Below are 17032 nucleotides of genomic sequence, written 5' to 3' on the forward strand. Positions count from 1 at the left end.
ATTCTATTGATGTGAAAAAGTCTGACAGAAATGCACTAATTTTGCTGACATGACGACCAACCGATTCTTATTTCTTGCTATGCCTGTCAGGCTGACGCTGTGTCTGTTCGTGTCGGCGCTTATGGTGGCCGGTCTGAGCGGATGCGGCTCTTCGCGCCATGTGTCGGCCAAGCGTGCGGCAAGCGTGAGCGCCGCCGTGTCAGGCAAAGGCTCAGGCGCCTCAGGCGCTTCGCAGCGCATCGACGTGTCAGGGTCGCTTCCCGCCGAAACCCGCCGCCTGCTTGAAGAGGCGCGCCGCTGGATGGGTACCTCCTACCGCTACGGCGGAAGCACCCGCAGCGGAGTGGACTGCTCCGGACTGACTTCGCAGATATTTGTCAACGCTCTGCAGATAAAACTGCCGCGAAGCTCGGCGCAGCAGAGCGAGTATTGCCGGCGTATCGACCGCTCGGAGCTTATGGAGGGCGATCTGGTGTTTTTCCGCACCGGATCCAAAGGTGTCAGCCATGTGGGCATGTATGTGGGCGACGGACGTATCATACATTCGTCGACGAGCCGCGGAGTGATAGTGAGCTCGCTCGACGAGTCATACTACCGCCGCACCTACCACTCTTCGGGCCGAGTGGAGCGCTACTATGCGATGATCAGCGGCAAGACCGGCAAAAACAAGGGCAAGACCGACAAAAACAAGGGCAAGACCGACAAGCGCAAGGATAAACCCGCCGGTGCGCCCGATCTGAAGCAGCGCATGGAGGAGTCGCCGGTGAGCGTGCCGGCCGAGGATCTCGACCGACTGCTTGCAGGGGTGTCGCGCAAGGTGAGCGAGAAAGTGAGCGAGAAAGTGAGCGAAAAGGTCGCTGCCGATCCTAAAGCGTCAAAGGCGGTATCGGTGGCGGCCGACCTGACCGCTGTCGCATCGGCGGCTGCCGACAAGGAGAAGGCTGCCGACCGGGTGCGCAAGGCTCTCGAGAAGAAGCGCCGCGATCTTGAAGATATCATCGACCAGAAAGTCGATTCTGTAATATCGGATTATTTTGACTGAATCATAATGCCTGTATATGCCGATCCGACACTGCCGGCCGTGAGCGATCTCGCCGCTGAGGGAGTGGAGATATTACCTTTGTCGGACGCTCCGGCCGACGCTCTGCGGGTGGGTCTGCTCAATCTCATGCCGCTCAAGGAGATGGCCGAGACCGACATGCTGAGGGTGCTGTCGTCGACGCAGCTGCCGGTGGTGCTGACGCTCGTGTCGCTGCGCACCCACGTGCCGCGCCACACCTCGCCGGAGTACATGGCCGCCCATTATGAGCCGTGGCGCGATGATATGACCCGCGGATTCGACGGGTTTATCGTCAACGGTGCGCCGCTCGAGAGAGTGGCTTTCGCCGACGTCAGCTACTGGCCTGAGATATGCGGCATATTCGATTCCCTGCGGAGCGCGTCTGTTCCGTCGCTGTTTATATGCTGGGCGGCATTCGCGGCGATGTACCATCATTACGGCATCGACAAGAGATTGCTCGACCGCAAGATTTCGGGAGTCTATCCCCATGGCGTGATAGGCTCCGGCAACCGCCTGACCGAAGGGTTTGACGATGAATTCTATGTGCCCAACAGTCGTTTCATCACGTGGCTTCGTTCTGATCTGGATCCGGCGGTGGAAAGAGGGGTGAGGATCATCTCGGAGAATCCCGACTCCGGCGTCTACATGGCGTCGGCCTTCGATGACCGGGAAATATACATCACCGGCCATTCGGAATATGCTCCGATGACGCTCGACTTCGAATACCGGCGCGATACGGAGCGCGGCATGAATCCCTCTGTTCCGGTCAATTATTATCGCGACGACAGCCCGGAGGCCGGGCCTGTGGTGCGCTGGCGGGCGCACTCACGCCTTCTGTTCGCCAACTGGATCGGGCGCGTCGTGGCTCCCGGCAGGGCTCGGCGCTGAACCGGCGGCCATGCCCTCAAGTTCGCGCCACACACGTTCGTCGGGTGTCGGAGCCTCTATGACAAGCGGCTGTCGCGACACCGGGTGCGTCAGTTCCACCCGTCGGGCCAGCAGCGAAATGCTCCCGTCGGGATTGCTGCGCCTGTCGCCATATTTCAGATCGCCTCTGACGGGGCATCCTATTGACGACAGCATCACACGGATCTGGTGTTTGCGTCCGGTTTCAAGATTGATCTCAAGCAGGCTCGCATGGTCGCCCTGCGCTATCTGCCGGTAGGACAGCGCCGAATGCTTGGCTCCCTCCTTGGGAACGGACGACAGATACGACTTGTTGTTGCGTTCCACACTCGTGATATATCCTTCGAGCCGTGCCTCAGGCTGCGCCGGACGGCAGCGGGTGAGCGCCCAGTAGGTCTTGCGGATCTCGCCGCGGCGCAGCATCTCATTGAGGCGTGTCAGGGCTTTTGAAGTCTTGGCGAACAGTACCACGCCCCCTACCGGACGGTCGAGCCGGTGAACCACCCCGCAGAACACGTTGCCCGGCTTGGCATATTTCTCCTTTATGTATCGCCGCACGGTTTCGACCAGAGGCTCGTCGCCTGTCTTGTCGCCCTGCACTATCTCGCCCGGACGCTTGTTGACCGCTATGATATGATTGTCTTCGTAGATTACTTCCATACTTCCGCAAAGTTAGCAATTTCCTGCGATTTGCCGAAGTGGCGTTTCCTCGCGACGCGTCATCGGCCCGCTGAAAAACGATCCGGGAGGCCGTGCCGTGGTGCGATCTCATATCGCGGCGGCGCGGTCTCCCGGCAGTATGGCTGATGGCGGTGTCAGTAGCTGACAGCGGGCGCGAGCTCCTTGGCCTGCGCTATCATCTTTTCAAGTTCGTGGAGAGTGGGGATGCGGCCGCACAGATTGCGCTCGGCGTTGATCTCCTCCAGGCGTTTGTGAAGGTTTTCGGGCACGCGGTGGCGGAATTCCTTGACCGTGTCGACTCCCGAGGCTTCAAGCAACTCGGCGAATTGTCCGGCCACGCCCTTGATGCGGAACAGGTCGGCATGGTTTACCCACTTTAGTATCAGTTTGTTGTTGATGCCTGTCGCTTCCGACAGCCTGAGCCTTCCTTCCGGCGTCTTTCCGGCTTCGAGCAGCTGTTCGGTAGTGTCGATGCCTGCGGCTCCGAGTTTTGCCTCGTACAGTTCGCCGATACCCTCGATTTCAATAATTCTGTATGCCATGATGTTGAGGATTTGATTGTGAAATTACAACGTTTGGCGGCTTGGGGCGGTTCAGTGTGCCGGTGGTGTTATCTTATAGGTTGCAGCTCATATATGACCTCTGCGTCGCGATACTGGTTGATCCTGCCGTCTTTCAGAAGATACAGTATCGCGTAGCACAGCTGCAGTTCGGTGAAGTCACAGAGCCGGAGCAGTTCGCGATAGGTATATCTGCATCCTATGCGCATTTTTTCGAGGAGGAGTCTGCTGTTGGTTATTATCGAATCCATAGATGTTGTTGATGTCCGCCCAATATAACCCTGTCGAAGAGGGAAATGTTCGGTGGCTGCCTGTTTTTTTTACGCAAGCAGAGGCGTCATGATGGATTTTTCGATTTTTTAAGGACTTGCATGGGATACGACCGTGAAGTAATGCCTATCTTTGTAGATAATACCGTTTTACTGCGGATCAATACCGACGGACTGATTGAACCAATATTATTTATCACTAAATACCAGATGAAAAAAATCAAGTATCTGGCTGTGGCGGCTATTTGCGCCGTCATGGCTGCATGCGGGGGCAGAAGCGAGCAGACTGCCTCCTACAGTGTGATTCCTTTGCCGCAGGAGGTAAAGGAGGGAAGCGGCGAAGGATTCCATCTCACCGCTTCGACCCGGATAGCCTATCCGGCCGGCAACGAGGCTCTGAAGAATGACGCTGAGCTTCTTGCAGGATATCTCAGGCAGATGACCGGCCATGATCTGAAGGTCACAGATTCTGCACCCGCTTCCGACGTGATCTTGCTCCGCGACGATCTCGGCGGCGCCAACCCCGAAGGCTATGTGCTCACCGTAGGCGACGCTTCCATAGAGATCAACGGATCTTCGGCCGCAGGCACATTCTACGGCATACAGACTCTCCGCAAGTCCATACCGCAGGCCGCACAGAGCAATGTGCTCTTCCCGCCGGTGACCATCACCGACGAGCCGCGTTTCGCCTATCGCGGAGCGCACTTCGACGTGTCGCGCCATTTCTTCCCCGCCGACTCCGTCAAGAGCTTCATCGATATGCTCGCCCTCCACAACATCAATATTCTCCACTGGCATCTCACCGACGACCAGGGATGGCGTCTGGAGATCAAGAGCCGTCCCGGACTGACCGAGCTTGGTTCGAAGCGCGGAGGCACTGTCATCGGCCACAATTCTGGCCAGTATGATTCGATACCCGTGGAGGGTTTCTATACACAGGACGAGGCCCGCGACATCATCAAGTATGCCGCCGACCGCCATATCACCGTCATCCCCGAAATAGATCTTCCCGGCCACATGCTCGGAGCGCTCAAGGCTTATCCCTATCTGGGATGCACCGGCGGCCCGTATGAGGTGTGGCAGCAGTGGGGTGTGAGCGACGACGTGCTCTGCGCCGGCAACGACTCAACCTATAAGTTTATCGACGACGTGCTTGCCGAAGTGGTCGACATATTCCCGTCGGAATACATCCATGTAGGCGGCGACGAATGCCCCAAGACCCGTTGGGCCGCATGTCCCAAATGCCAGGCCAAGATCCGCGAGCTCGGACTCAAGGCCGACAGCCACGGTACCAAGGAGGAGAAACTCCAGAGCCATGTGATACACCATGCCAGCGATTTCCTCGCCTCTAAGGGACGCAAGATGATTGGCTGGGACGAGATACTCGAAGGTGGTCTGGCCCCCGGTGCCGTAGTCATGTCGTGGCGCGGTGAGGAGGGTGGCAAGGAAGCCGCTCGTCGTGGACACGATGTCATCATGACCCCCAACTCCTATCTCTATTTCGACTATTATCAGACTCTCGACCGCGAGAACGAGCCTATAGCAATAGGCGGCTATCTCCCCGTGGAGCGCGTCTACAGCTATGAGCCGCTTCCGGCCGACCTCACTCCCGAAGAGGCAGCCCATATCAAGGGCGTGCAGGCCAACCTGTGGACCGAGTATATCCCCACCTTCGCGCAGGCACAGTACATGGAACTGCCGCGTATGGCTGCTCTGGCCGAAGTGCAGTGGAGCAAAGCCCCCAAGGACTACAAGGCTTTTGCAGGACGTATGCCGCAGATGATCGCCCACTATGACGCCAACGGCTACAACTATGCACGCCACATGTTCAATGTGGCCGGAACGCTCACACCCGACAGCGTAAGCCACGCCATCATGCTTGAGCTTTCGACTGTCGACAACGCTCCGATCTACTACACTCTCGACGGCTCCGAGCCAACCGAGGCATCGATGCTCTATGAGCAGCCCGTGAAGCTCGACAAGACATCCACCGTCAAGGCTGTCACCATCCGCAAGAGCGGCCGCAGCAATGTGTATGTCGACAGTGTATCGTTCAATCTCGCCACAACCCACCCCGTGAAGCTCGTCAATGAGCTTCATCCCCGCTACAAGGCCAAGGGAGGCGTGACACTCACCGACGGCAAGTTCGGCACCAGCGGTTACGGCAATGGCGACTGGGTAGGCATTGTCGGCAAGGATCTCGTTGCCGAAGTGAACCTCGAGGATGATCAGACGGTGAAGGACGTGACCGTGCGCACATGCGTCGCTACAGGCGACTGGGTGTTCGATGCACGCCGCATGACAGTAGAGGTCAGCGCCGACGGAAAGACCTTCACGAAGGTGGCTTCCGAGGGTTATCCCCGCATGGATAAGGGTGCCAACGCCATCGTAACGCACTCGCTTGCGTTCGACCCGGTTAAAGCCCGCTATGTGAGGGTGAGCCTGCAGCCTGAGAACTCCATGCCCGACTGGCATCCCGGCAAAGGCAAGCCGGCCTTCATCTTCGTCGATGAGATAGAGATCAACTGACCCTCTCCGGCGCGTCCGGAATATGGTTTATAAACATCAAGGTGTGCCTCTGTATCAAGCGGAGGCACACCTTTTTTCGTATAATGGAGATATGTTTCAGAGTGTGGGAACTGCTGTGGCTCTCTGTTTCGCCACGCCGGCCTGTGTTGTAATCCGTGGTCGGATTATTGCCCGGAGGAGGGGAGTGCCGATTCGATGGTCGACTTGCAGCGTGCCATGAGCTCAGGCAGGTTGTAGTGCGAGCCGTCGGCGGGCGGGTTTATGGCCGGATGTATGGTCAGTGTGATTGTTCCGGGCATAGGGAAGCGCTTGAAGCGGGGCAACACGTCGAATGCGCCGTCGATCGTCAGCGGCACCACCGGAAGATGAAATTCCTCGGCAAGCATGAAGGCGCCGCGCTTGAAGGCTCTGACCTTGCCGTCCCATGTGCGTGCCCCCTCGGGAAACACCACTACCGACAGCCCCGATCCGAGCAGCCTCTCGGCACGCTCCATAGTGTGGCGCAGAGCCGACGGAGTGGAACGGTCCACGTAGATCTGTTGTATCCGTTCGCAGGCATACCCCACCAGAGGTATGCGACGAAGCTCTTTCTTCATCATCCAGCGGAACTGGTGTCCGAGCCAGCCGTAAATGGTGAAGATGTCGTAGGCTCCCTGATGGTTGGCCACAAATATGTAGCTCTGCCGCGGATCGATATTGTCGCGTCCGACTGCCCGCACTCTCACGAAGGCGAGCCAGCACATGATCCGGCTCCAGATCCGTTCAGGATAGTATCCGGCCCAGCGTCCGGCTCCGAGCGAGGCTCCGGCTATGGCTGTGAGGGCGGTGATCACGGTGGCTGCCAGCATCAGCGGCAGCATGACGCATATCTGGTATACGCGGTAGAGGAAGAGCATTGTTGTGGTTTTATCGGGTAGTGGATTGTTTGATGTCGTCAGGAATCGGATCAGGACTGCTCGGTGGCTGCAAATTCCATCAGGTAGGCTTTGATGAATCCGTCGATGTCGCCGTCCATCACTCCGCCCACGTCCGACGTCTGGTGGCCTGTGCGGTGATCCTTCACGCGACGGTCGTCAAACACGTAGCTGCGTATCTGCGAACCCCACTCGATCTTCATCTTGCCGGCCTCGATCTTGGCCTGCTCCTGCATACGGTGCTGCAGTTCCTTGTCGTAGAGTATGGAGCGCAGCTGACGCATGGCGTTCTCCTTGTTCTTGGGCTGGTCGCGGGTTTCGGTGTTCTCGATGAGTATCTCCTCTTTCTCGCCGGTGTAGGGGTCGGTGAACTGGTAGCGCAGACGCACGCCCGATTCCACCTTGTTGACGTTCTGTCCGCCAGCGCCGCCGCTTCGGAAGGTGTCCCACGAGAGCAGAGCCGGATCCACACGCACTTCGATCGTGTCGTCGACCAGCGGGGTGACAAACACCGATGCAAACGATGTCATGCGCTTGCCCTGGGCGTTGTAGGGCGATACGCGCACCAGACGGTGCACGCCGTTCTCGCTCTTGAGATAGCCGTAGGCGAAGTCGCCCTCTACGTTGATGGTGCACGACTTGATGCCGGCCTCGTCACCTTCGAGCAGGTTGGCCATGGAGGTCTTGTAGCCGTGAGCCTCGCACCAGCGCAGATACATGCGCATTAGCATCTGTGCCCAGTCCTGGCTCTCGGTACCTCCGGCGCCGGAGTTGATTTTCAGCACCACTCCGAGCTTGTCCTCTTCGCGGCGGAGCATATTGCGGAGTTCCAGGCGCTCTATCTTGTCGATGGTCGATGCGTAGAGTGCGTCGAGTTCCGATTCGTCCATTTCGCCCTCTTTTACAAATTCGAAGGCAATGGTCAGCTCTTCGACAGCATCGGCCACTTCGGCATATCCCTCGATCCATGCCTGCAGATCCTTGATTTTCTTCATCTGAGCCTGGGCTTCCTTGGGGTGTTCCCAGAAGTCGGGCACGTGGGTGCGCAGTTCCTCCTCTTCTACCTCTATTTTCTTGGAGTCTATGTCGAGATATCGGTGGAGCGCTTCTGTGCGCTCGGCGGTTTCCTTAAGTTGTTCCTGTGTAATCATGAATGCAAAAATAATGAAAATCGGCCGAAGCGTCAAACATACATGCGTTCAATTTCTTCGGCATAGCGTTCGGCGACGGCGCGGCGCTTGACTTTCAGAGTGTTGGTCAGTTCGCCGCTCTCCATGGTGAACGGCTGTGGCAGCAGGGTGAAGCGCTTGATGTGTTCGTGGGGCGCCATGTCGTCGAGCAGCCGCGCGAGCCGCTCTTCATAGAAGCTGTAGATACGCGGATCGGCCACGAGCGCCACGTTGTCGTCAGCGGCTATTCCGTGAGCTTCGGCATAACGTCGCAGCTCGCCGAATGCGGGAACTATCAGCGCGCTGACAAACTTGCGCCGGTCGCCGATTACGGCTGCCTGGTCGATATATTTGTCCTCGCCCAGACGGCTCTCTATGGCCTGCGGGGCTATGTATTTGCCGTTGGAGGTCTTGAAGAGATCCTTCAGGCGGTCGGTGAGTATGATTGCGCCGGTCGAGTCGATGCGTCCGGCGTCGCCGGTGCGCAGCCATCCGTCGGCGGTGAACGCTTCTTTGGTGGCCTCGGGCTTGCGGTAGTAGCCGGTCATGACGGTGGGGCCTTTGACGAGTATCTCGTTTTCGGGGCCGATCTTCACCTGCACCCGCGGTATGGGTGTGCCCACGGTGCCGATTTCGTAGCCGACGCGCGGGAAGCAGGCCACTGTGGCGGTGGTTTCGGAGAGCCCGTAGCCTATCAGCACGTTGATGCCGCAGCAATGGAAAAATTCAGTTATCGCGGGCGAGAGAGGGGCGCCGGCGGTCGGGAATATGTTGCCGCGCTCCACTCCGATCACACGCTGCAGGGGAGTGAACACCAGGCGGTCATAGAACTTGTAGCGCAGTTCCAGAAGCCGTGGCGCGCGGAGTCCGAGACGGTCGTAGTCGAGGTTGCGCCGGCGGCCTACCTTCTGTGCCCGGCGGGCTATGAAACGGCGCAGGGGATTCATATCGGCCATCTTGCTTTCTATGACAGTGTAGACTTTCTCCCAGAAACGGGGCACGGAGCACATGCAGGTCGGATGCCGCTCGCGAAGTGTCTGCTGTATGCGGTTGGGATCGTTGTTGATCGCTACCGGGATGCCGGTGTAGAGGCAGAAGTAGGTCCATGCGCGCTCGAAAATGTGGCACAGCGGCAGAAAGCACACCGATGAGTCGCATTCGCTGAGCATGTCGAGCCGTTCGCGGTGTATCTCTATGGCGGCCGTGAAGCAGGCGTGGGTGAGCACGGCTCCTTTCGACTCGCCGGTGGTGCCGGAGGTGTAGATGATGGTGGCTATGTCATCGGGCTGTGCCTCGCGGGTGCGTTTCTCCACTTCGCGGCTGTATCTTGCTGCTGACTCCCGGCCTATCTCCATCAGTCGGGCGAATGTCATCGAGGTGGTGTCGTCAGGATCGGTCTCCACCTCGTCGAACGTCACTATGTGGCGCAGTGTGGTTGTGGATCCGTCGGTCATCAGCCGCCGGGCGAGTTCATACTGCTGTCGGGTGCCTGCGAAGAGCAGGCGTATCGATGCGTCGTCGACGATATATCCCACCTGCTGCTGCGAGCTGGTCGAATATATGGCGATTGGCACGGCTCGTACGGCGTAGGCGGCGAAGTCGACGTTGAGCATCTCCATGCGGTTGGCCGAGAAGATGCCTATGCGTTCGCCCGGCTCCACCCCGAGGCTGCACAGGGCTGCCGCGAGAGTGTCGGTGTCGGAGTCCATGCGGCGCCAGCTGACCGGCGTCCATTCATCTCCCTGCAGGGTTGCCACCGCCTCGCGGTCGCCGTATTTTATGGCCTGGTGTTTTATCAGGCCTGTCAGTATATTTTTCATTTACGGTTCTCTTATTATATCGGAGTTTCGTGCAAATTTAACGATTCTTCCCGGAAAACACCGCCGCCGGGGCGATATTTTCCGGGAAGATATGCAGAGATGCAGGTCGTTATGACGCGGCGGGCGTCAGCGTTTCTTCATGTCGAAGCGGTAGACGGCCGAGAGCATCACGTAGCGGGGCAGACAGTTGCGCCATGTTTCGGTGCGGCCCTGGGCGTTGATCGAAGTGTAGACGTGCTTGGCCGAGCCGAGAATGTCGTAGGCGGCCAGTTTGAGGGTGAATCCGCTTGTGGCGAACGTCTTGCTTGCCGTGGCGTTCCAGATATATTCGGTGGTGTTCATCTCCTTGTTTTCGTATCCGCGGCGGAAGTAGGGATTGAACTGTGTGTTGAATTCGATCTGGGCGGGCAGTTTGAGCAGCAGGCGCAGCGAGGGGTTGTAGGCGTAGCTGGTGCGGTCGTTGAAGCCTTCGCGGGCGGAGTGCTGATGCTCTACGGCGGCGGCGAATCCTGCGCCGATGGTCGATCCGTTGCTGAAACGGTAGTCGATGCCGGCGCGGGGGTTGACCGAGGTGTTGAACACCGAGCTGCGGGTCGGAGCGGCGTCGATGGCCACGTAGTCGGCCGAGTTGGTGCCGTTGCCAATGATCATGGCGGTAAGGGTGAAGCGGTCGTTGAGCTGGGTGTTGAAGTAGAAATGTAGATATGTGTTCCAGTTGCCTGAAATGTTTTCGGGGCGGTTGATGGTCACTCCTGTCGCGGGGTTGTATGTCTGGGCCATGGCTACGGCCGAGGTGGTGACGTTCCATCCGCCGTTGAGTTGCACTATGGTGCGTTTCTTGCCGCGTGAATAGCGTCCGATGTAGAAGTACGCGCTGTGTGTGAGTGAGTTGCGCAGGCCGTCGGGGTTGCCGAGCGTCACGTTGAGCGGATCGGATGTGTCGCGGTTGTCCACGAGATAGCTGAAGAGCGGTGCTTCATGACTGATGTTGTAGCCGATGTTTGCGTTGAGCGATCTGATCTTGTTCTGCGACGAGAATGAGAAGTATATCGACGGTATCAGCCAGTCGTTGGTGCGTTTGAGGTGCTGGTCTATGATGCCGGGCTTTTCGAAGTCGTAGTGCTCGTTGTGGTGGAAATATCCTAAGCTGAAGCCGACGTTGAAGCCGGGATTGAGCGTCGAGTCGCCGGGAGCGGTGGCGGTGTTGCTGTAGTTTAGGCTGCCGATCATGCGCGTGGAGTTGTTTGACTGGCGTGTGTAAGGGGAGTTGATCATGTCGGCTATCATGTATTCCGGCCTCGTGAGCGACGGGGGAGTGATGTGATCGGGAAGACGGTCGGCCGAATAGGTGTGCATGTCGTTGTTGTTGTAGGTGTAGTCATACAGTCCGCGAACCGCCCATGTCAGCTTGGTGGTGCGTTTTTCGCCGAAGTTGGTGTAGTCGCGCATGTACTGTATGGCAGCCTGGGCGGCTTTCTTGAGGAGTTCGGTCGAGGTATAGGTGTCGCGTTTCATCGGGTCGGCTCCGCCGGTGTTGGCGGCGCCTATAGCCTGGTTGTAGAGTGTGCGGGTGTCGACGGTGTTGCGCTATATGTCACCTATCAGATTGACTCTCACTACTCCTTTCCACGACGCGGGGCGTATGGTGGTCCATGTGTTGATGCGGCCGTGGAGATTCTCCGGGTCGTTGACCGACAGATTCTGGAGGCTGGTCAGCAGGTGGCGGCGGAAGTCGTTGAGCTTCGGTCCGGTGGCGTTGAACACCGAGTCGATAGCCTCGCCGCGGCTGTTCTCCACCGGATCGGTGTCGAAGGTGGCGGTCAGGTTGTTGGTGCGGGTTTTGTTGCGGCTCCATTCCAGCGACGGCATCAGGGCGAATGCCAGCGATTTCAGACGGAAGTTGAGGTCGTGGTCGGTGCGCAGTGTGTGGCCTTTGGTGCGTCGGCGCAGTTCGCCGCGGCGGTAGAGGTCGCCCGAGGGATAAAACCGTGTGATCGATGAGATCTCATGCTCGTTGATGTCGTTGTGGCGGTAGTTGAGGTTGCCCGAAAATTCGGTTTCCTCGCCGTTCTTGTAGCTGTAGTCGATACCGCCCATGGCCACGCGGTTGATGCCGTTCTCCGCCGAGCGTTCCCACCACTGGCCGTTGTCGCCGGCCTGCGATGAGTTGCCGGTGTTGTTGATGTTGCCGAACACCGATATGCGCAGTTTGTCGGTATAGCCGAGGCCGAAGATTCGGCCCATATATCTGTCGCGGGTGCCGTAGCCGGCTTCGGCGTTGGCCATCCACCCCTTGATATACTCCTTTTTGAGCTGAACGTCCATCACGAGGTTCTGATCATCCTCCAGTTTGTCGGCGTTGGAGTCGGAGTGGGTCAGATAGGCGTCGTCGTCGGCCTTGTCGTAGACTTTGAGATTCTTGACAGTGTAGGCGGGCAGGTTCTGAAGAGCCACTTTGGGATCACCCTTGAAGAAGTCCTTGCCGTTGACGAGCAGTTCGTTGATCTTGCGGCCGTTCACCTCTATCACGCCGTCCGACGAGATCGTGGCGCCCGGGAGCTGGCGCACGAGGGCGTCGAGCATCGAGCCTTCGCCGAGCTGGAAGGCAGCGGCGTCAAACACCACCGTGTCGCCCTTCATCACCATCTTCACGCGCGTGCCGGTGACGGTCACTTCGTTGAGCTTGCGGGTCAGCTCTTTCTCCATCCTTATGGTGCGGAGATACTTGGTGTTTTCGCTGACGGAGCCGATGCGGAAGGTCGTCGTGGCCGGCGTATATCCGTCCTTGAACAATGAGATCCGGTAGGTGCCGATGCCTGAATTGACCAGGGCGCGCAGCTGATTGCCCGAAAGGGTCTTGGTGGCGTCGTTGCCTGTCAGCAGTTTGAAGTTGACTTTGACGGTGTCGTCCTTGTAGATCTCTACTTCGCAGGAGTCCACCGAGTCCCATTCCTGGTCGTAGATGTAGCCCACGAGCATGAATTTCTTGAGGTCAGCCGAGGCCGTGAAAGCGGTAAGAATTGCCGCCAGGCAGATTAATGCCGTTCTTAATGCGTTGTGCATGACTGGTTTATGGGGGGGGGGTAAGTTACAAAAATGAAATAATGATCGGTCGGTTGAGGCGGCGCTGTGCGTCGCGCTCTTATATATGACGTTAGAGATGTGTGATTCGTTACATCCCTCTCCCGAAAAATTATAAAAAAAGTTGATAATCGGCTGCGGCGGGCTGTCGCGGTCAGTGACCCATGGCCGACTGTATGGTGTCGATCACGATAGGCTTGAGACCCGTGACGAAACACTCCACGGCTATCACCATCAGCAGCAGGCCCATGAGGCGCATCATGACGTTGTTGCCTGTCTCGCCTATAATCTTCACCAGGCGAGTGGAGGCGCGCAGTATGAAGTAGGTCAGGGTGTAGATAAAAGTTATGGAGCCTATCAGCACTCCTTTCAGAGCCAGCGTGTCGGCCGATTCCATGAGCATGATGCCGTTGGCTATGGCTCCGGGGCCGCAGAGCAGCGGTATGGCCAGCGGAGTGACCGAGATGTCGTTGGCGTAGTTCTTGATCTCTTCGTCCTTGAGCTTCGTGTGCGACACCCGCGCCTGAAGCATGTCGTAGCCGATTTTCAGTATCACTATGCCGGCGGCTATGCGGAAGCCGTTGGTGGAGATGCCGAAGAATTTGAAGAGAAACTGTCCGAGCACCGTGAAGGACAGCAGCGTGACGAACGAGATGAATGTCGCTCTCCTGACTATGGCGCGGCGCTGCGGTTCGGCCATGTCCTGCGTCATGGTCAGAAACACCGGCATCGTGCCAAGAGGGTTGGTCAGGGTGAAAAACGATGTCAGGCAGAGAAACGCGAATGCGAGTATCGATGTGTCGGGCATTGTGGGGCTGTGTTTTTTATTGGTTGAAGGTCGGCAGAGAGCGTTAAAGCCCCATAAATTCTGAAGCCGCTGTGGGTGGCGTGGAATTTATGAGGCTTTGTAGCTTCGTTAGAGGGTTACGTCCGGGTCAGAACTCGGCGTTGTTTGGTGTGCGGGGGAAGGGTATCACGTCGCGGATGTTGGTCATGCCGGTGACGAAGAGCACCAGACGCTCGAAGCCGAGACCGAATCCGGCGTGCGGCACTGTGCCGTAGCGGCGCGTATCGAGATACCACCACATATCCTTCATCGGTATGTTCAGCTCCTTGATGCGCTGCTGCAGCTTCTCGTAGGAGGCTTCGCGCTCGGAGCCGCCGATGATCTCGCCTATCTTCGGGAACAGGACGTCCATGGCGCGCACGGTGCGGCCGTCGTCGTTGAGCTTCATGTAGAAGGCTTTGATATCCTTGGGGTAGTCGGTCAGTATCACCGGGCATTTGAAGTGCTCCTCCACAAGGTAGCGCTCATGCTCGCTCTGGAGGTCGATGCCCCACGATACGGGGAACTCGAACTTGCGGCCCGACTCCTGAAGTATCTTCACGCCTTCCGTATAGGTCAGGCGCACGAATGTGGAGTCGACTATCGAGCGGAGGCGCGCCTCAAGCTCCTGATCATACATCTGGCTCAGGAACTCGATGTCGTCGTGGCAGCGTTCGAGGGCGTAGGATATGCAGTATTTTATGAAGTCCTCGGCCAGATCCATGTTGTCGGCGATGTCGATGAACGCCACCTCCGGCTCGATCATCCAGAACTCCGACAGATGGCGCGGAGTGTTGGAGTTTTCGGCGCGGAAGGTGGGGCCGAACGTATAGATCGCGCCCAGAGCCGTGGCTCCGAGCTCGCCTTCGAGCTGGCCGCTGACGGTGAGAGCCGTCGGCTTGCCGAAGAAGTCGGCGCTGTAGTCGACGCGTCCCTCTTCGTCGCGCGGCGGATTGGCGATGTCGAGCGTCGTCACCTGAAACATCGCTCCGGCGCCCTCGCAGTCAGAGGCCGTGATCAGAGGGGTGTTGAGGTAGTAGAAGCCGCGCTCCTGGAAGAATTTATGGATGGCGAAGGCCAGCGCGGAGCGTATGCGCAGCACGGCTCCGAAGGTGTTGGTGCGGGGGCGCAGATGGGCTATCTCGCGCAGGAATTCGAGCGAATGGCCCTTCTTCTGCAGCGGATAGGTGGCCGGATCGGCGGTGCCGAACACTTCGAGCGTCTGGGCCTGCACCTCGCAGCTCTGGCCGCGTCCCTGCGACTCCACCAGAAGGCCTTTCACATGGATGGCCGAGCCGGTGGTGACGGGGCGCAGGTCGTCGTCGGAGAAGAGAGTCATGTCGAAGACTATCTGCACCGAACGGATGGTAGAGCCGTCGTTGAGGGCCACAAACTGCACGTGCTTGTTGCCTCGGCGGGTGCGCACCCAGCCCATCACGTCCACCTCCTTGCCGATCATGCCGGGCGAGTAGAGGTCGGTTGTTTTGGTACGTTTCATTGTCAGTGTGTGATCTGTCGGTTTATGATGGAGGGGCGTCCGGGGATTACTCGAACGAACCCATCTTCAGGAAATTGACCTCATCCTGTGTCAGGTAGCGCCAGCGGCCGCGCGGAAGGTTCTTCTTCGTGAGGCCGGCGAAATACACGCGGTCGAGCTTCGTGACGTGGTAGCCGAGGCTCTCGAAGATGCGGCGCACGATGCGGTTGCGTCCCGAGTGTATCTCTATGCCCGCCTGGTTGCGGTCGGTCTCGGTGGCGTAGGATATGGCGTCGGCGTGGATGGGGCCGTCGTCAAGCTCTATGCCGTCGGCTATGCGCTGCATGTCATCCTCCGAGATGTCCTTGTCGGTCCATACGTGATAGATCTTCTTCTTCACATATTTCGGATGGGTGAGCTTCGAGGCGAGATCGCCGTCGTTGGTGAGCAGCAGCACGCCGGTGGTGTTGCGGTCGAGACGACCCACCGGATAAATGCGCTCCTCGCAGGCGCCCTTCACTATGTCCATCACCGTCAGGCGGCCGTTGGGATCGTCGGAGGTCGTCACGCAGTCCTTCGGCTTGTTGAGCAGTATGTAGCACTTGTGCTCGAGCGTGACCACCTTGCCGTCGTATTCCACAGTGTCGGAGTGGGTGATCTTGGTGCCGAGCTCGGTCACCACATTGCCGTTCACCTTCACCAGACCCTGCTGGATGAATTCGTCGGCCTCGCGGCGCGAGCATATTCCGGCGTTGGCCATGAATTTGTTCAGACGTATCTGTTCGTCGGGATCGGGCAGAGGCATCTCATACTCCACGCGTTTCGGACGCGGAACGAAGCTCTTGCCGCCGCGCGGCATTCCGAACTGGTTGTGACGCTGCGGGCGCTGGTTCTGGTAGCCGCCCTGCTGCTGACGGTAGCCGCCCTGCTGGCGTCCCTGGTATCCCCCTTGACGGTTCTGGCCCTGATAGCCGCCCTGCTGCTGACGGTAGCCGCCCTGCTGACGAGGCTGATAGCCGCCTTGCTGCTGACGGTAGCCACCCTGCTGACGGGGCTGATAGCCGCCCTGCTGCTGACGGTAGCCGCCCTGCTGTCGGGGCTGATAGCCCGTGTGACGCGGCTGATAGCCGCCCTGCTGATAGCGCGGACGGTAGCCGGTGTTGGGCTGTTCGGTGTTGTTCTCGCCTGCCGCGCCCGTGGTGTCGGCCGATGCCTCACCCTCGGGGGCGTTATATCTGTTGTGGTAGCCACCCTGATTGTAGCGGGGCTGATAGCCGCCCTGCTGGCGGTAGCCGCTCTGGTTGTTGTAACGTGGCTGATAGCCGCCCTGATTGTAGCGGGGCTGATAGCCGCCCTGCTGGCGCGGACGGTAGCCGGTGCCCCCCTGATGATAGTCGGGAGCTGTCTGATCCGATGTTGAGTCAGTAGTAGTGTAACTGTTGCGCTGTTCGGTCGGCATGTCGCCGGCTGCGGGACGGCTCTCCCCGATGCGCGGACGTTTGGTCTTCTTGTCGTTGCTGTTGTCCATGATGGGTTCTGTAGCTGTGAAAATAGGGTTATTGATGCCTCGCGGCGGTTTGTTGATAGTTAAAAAAGGTTGTAGTTGTCAGAGAGAATAGTTTATATTGAATTCATGTTTATGGCTGCGCATGATGTCGCTATGGCATTTGCAGCCCAAGAGAGCTAAATCCGTTGCAAATTTAGCAGTTTTTTCAAACTATAACAAAAAATCCCGCATAA

General features: G+C 58.3%; 14 protein-coding genes. 3 read left to right on the plus strand and 11 right to left on the minus strand.

The genetic code is table 11. The annotated features are described in order from the left end of the window. Positions 1-49: 49 nt before the first annotated feature. Complete coding sequence (locus tag NF347_RS00250) at positions 50-1042, plus strand: C40 family peptidase (protein WP_107036760.1); 993 nt, start codon at positions 50-52, stop codon at positions 1040-1042. Between the two features lie 6 nt (positions 1043-1048). Further along, positions 1049-1948, plus strand: a complete 900-nt coding sequence (locus tag NF347_RS00255; protein ID WP_107036759.1) for a homoserine O-succinyltransferase — start codon at positions 1049-1051, stop codon at positions 1946-1948. On the opposite strand, the gene NF347_RS00260 is transcribed toward NF347_RS00255, so the two are convergent. From NF347_RS00260 to NF347_RS00270, 3 genes are all read right to left on the minus strand, one after another. Beyond that, positions 1886-2626, minus strand: coding sequence for an RluA family pseudouridine synthase (locus NF347_RS00260; RefSeq protein WP_107036758.1), 741 nt, complete (start codon positions 2624-2626; stop codon positions 1886-1888). The two genes, NF347_RS00255 and NF347_RS00260, sit on opposite strands and share 63 nt — an antisense overlap. Positions 2627-2781: 155 nt before the next feature. Next, complete coding sequence (locus NF347_RS00265) at positions 2782-3189, minus strand: DUF4332 domain-containing protein (RefSeq protein WP_107036757.1); 408 nt, start codon at positions 3187-3189, stop codon at positions 2782-2784. Positions 3190-3257: 68 nt separating this feature from the next. Then, complete coding sequence (locus NF347_RS00270) at positions 3258-3458, minus strand: hypothetical protein (protein WP_107036756.1); 201 nt, start codon at positions 3456-3458, stop codon at positions 3258-3260. A 228-nt stretch (positions 3459-3686) separates the two neighbouring features. Between NF347_RS00270 and NF347_RS00275 the strand changes: the two genes are divergently transcribed. Next, the gene (locus tag NF347_RS00275; RefSeq protein WP_107036768.1) at positions 3687-6005 is read left to right on the plus strand and encodes a beta-N-acetylhexosaminidase; all 2319 of its coding nucleotides are present in this window, start codon (positions 3687-3689) and stop codon (positions 6003-6005) included. 164 nt (positions 6006-6169) lie between these two features. Here the strand turns inward: NF347_RS00275 and NF347_RS00280 are convergent, their stop codons facing one another. From NF347_RS00280 to NF347_RS00315, 8 genes are all read right to left on the minus strand, one after another. Then, the gene (locus tag NF347_RS00280) at positions 6170-6901 is read right to left on the minus strand and encodes a lysophospholipid acyltransferase family protein (protein WP_107036755.1); all 732 of its coding nucleotides are present in this window, start codon (positions 6899-6901) and stop codon (positions 6170-6172) included. A 50-nt stretch (positions 6902-6951) separates the two neighbouring features. Next, on the minus strand, positions 6952-8070 hold the full coding sequence (prfB, locus tag NF347_RS00285; RefSeq protein ID WP_107036754.1) for a peptide chain release factor 2: 1119 nt from the start codon (positions 8068-8070) through the stop codon (positions 6952-6954). A 32-nt stretch (positions 8071-8102) separates the two neighbouring features. Further along, a complete protein-coding gene (locus tag NF347_RS00290; protein WP_107036753.1) occupies positions 8103-9908 on the minus strand; it encodes an AMP-dependent synthetase/ligase in 1806 nt (601 codons plus the stop codon). A 126-nt stretch (positions 9909-10034) separates the two neighbouring features. Continuing rightward, positions 10035-11423, minus strand: a complete 1389-nt coding sequence (locus NF347_RS00295) for an outer membrane beta-barrel protein (RefSeq protein ID WP_107036752.1) — start codon at positions 11421-11423, stop codon at positions 10035-10037. Positions 11424-11495: 72 nt separating this feature from the next. Then, a complete protein-coding gene (locus NF347_RS00300) occupies positions 11496-12971 on the minus strand; it encodes a TonB-dependent receptor (protein WP_107036751.1) in 1476 nt (491 codons plus the stop codon). A 172-nt stretch (positions 12972-13143) separates the two neighbouring features. After that, the gene (locus NF347_RS00305; RefSeq protein WP_107036750.1) at positions 13144-13797 is read right to left on the minus strand and encodes a MarC family protein; all 654 of its coding nucleotides are present in this window, start codon (positions 13795-13797) and stop codon (positions 13144-13146) included. A gap of 127 nt (positions 13798-13924) precedes the next feature. Continuing rightward, positions 13925-15313 (minus strand): asparagine--tRNA ligase, encoded by a 1389-nt coding sequence (gene asnS, locus NF347_RS00310; RefSeq protein WP_107036749.1) that lies wholly within the window; start codon positions 15311-15313, stop codon positions 13925-13927. 46 nt (positions 15314-15359) lie between these two features. Beyond that, positions 15360-16820 carry a pseudouridine synthase gene (locus NF347_RS00315; protein WP_107036748.1) on the minus strand — a complete coding sequence of 487 codons (1461 nt, stop codon included), beginning with the start codon at positions 16818-16820 and terminating at the stop codon, positions 15360-15362. Positions 16821-17032 lie beyond the last annotated feature (212 nt).

It is taken from the genome of Paramuribaculum intestinale (genome assembly GCF_030759015.1).
Lineage (GTDB): Bacteria > Bacteroidota > Bacteroidia > Bacteroidales > Muribaculaceae > Paramuribaculum > Paramuribaculum intestinale.

Excerpts from the sequence above, each read along its gene's own strand:
- NF347_RS00315 (WP_107036748.1), bottom strand. The coding sequence starts at position 16,820 with ATGGACAACAGCAACGACAAGAAGACCAAACGTCCGCGCATCGGGGAG.
- NF347_RS00290 (WP_107036753.1), bottom strand. The coding sequence starts at position 9,908 with ATGAAAAATATACTGACAGGCCTGATAAAACACCAGGCCATAAAATAC.
- NF347_RS00305 (WP_107036750.1), bottom strand. The coding sequence starts at position 13,797 with ATGCCCGACACATCGATACTCGCATTCGCGTTTCTCTGCCTGACATCG.
- NF347_RS00300 (WP_107036751.1), bottom strand. The coding sequence starts at position 12,971 with ATGCACAACGCATTAAGAACGGCATTAATCTGCCTGGCGGCAATTCTT.
- NF347_RS00255 (WP_107036759.1), top strand. The coding sequence starts at position 1,049 with ATGCCTGTATATGCCGATCCGACACTGCCGGCCGTGAGCGATCTCGCC.
- NF347_RS00275 (WP_107036768.1), top strand. The coding sequence starts at position 3,687 with ATGAAAAAAATCAAGTATCTGGCTGTGGCGGCTATTTGCGCCGTCATG.
- asnS (WP_107036749.1), bottom strand. The coding sequence starts at position 15,313 with ATGAAACGTACCAAAACAACCGACCTCTACTCGCCCGGCATGATCGGC.
- NF347_RS00270 (WP_107036756.1), bottom strand. The coding sequence starts at position 3,458 with ATGGATTCGATAATAACCAACAGCAGACTCCTCCTCGAAAAAATGCGC.
- NF347_RS00250 (WP_107036760.1), top strand. The coding sequence starts at position 50 with ATGACGACCAACCGATTCTTATTTCTTGCTATGCCTGTCAGGCTGACG.
- NF347_RS00295 (WP_107036752.1), bottom strand. The coding sequence starts at position 11,423 with ATGAAACGCGACACCTATACCTCGACCGAACTCCTCAAGAAAGCCGCC.
- NF347_RS00260 (WP_107036758.1), bottom strand. The coding sequence starts at position 2,626 with ATGGAAGTAATCTACGAAGACAATCATATCATAGCGGTCAACAAGCGT.
- NF347_RS00280 (WP_107036755.1), bottom strand. The coding sequence starts at position 6,901 with ATGCTCTTCCTCTACCGCGTATACCAGATATGCGTCATGCTGCCGCTG.
- prfB (WP_107036754.1), bottom strand. The coding sequence starts at position 8,070 with ATGATTACACAGGAACAACTTAAGGAAACCGCCGAGCGCACAGAAGCG.
- NF347_RS00265 (WP_107036757.1), bottom strand. The coding sequence starts at position 3,189 with ATGGCATACAGAATTATTGAAATCGAGGGTATCGGCGAACTGTACGAG.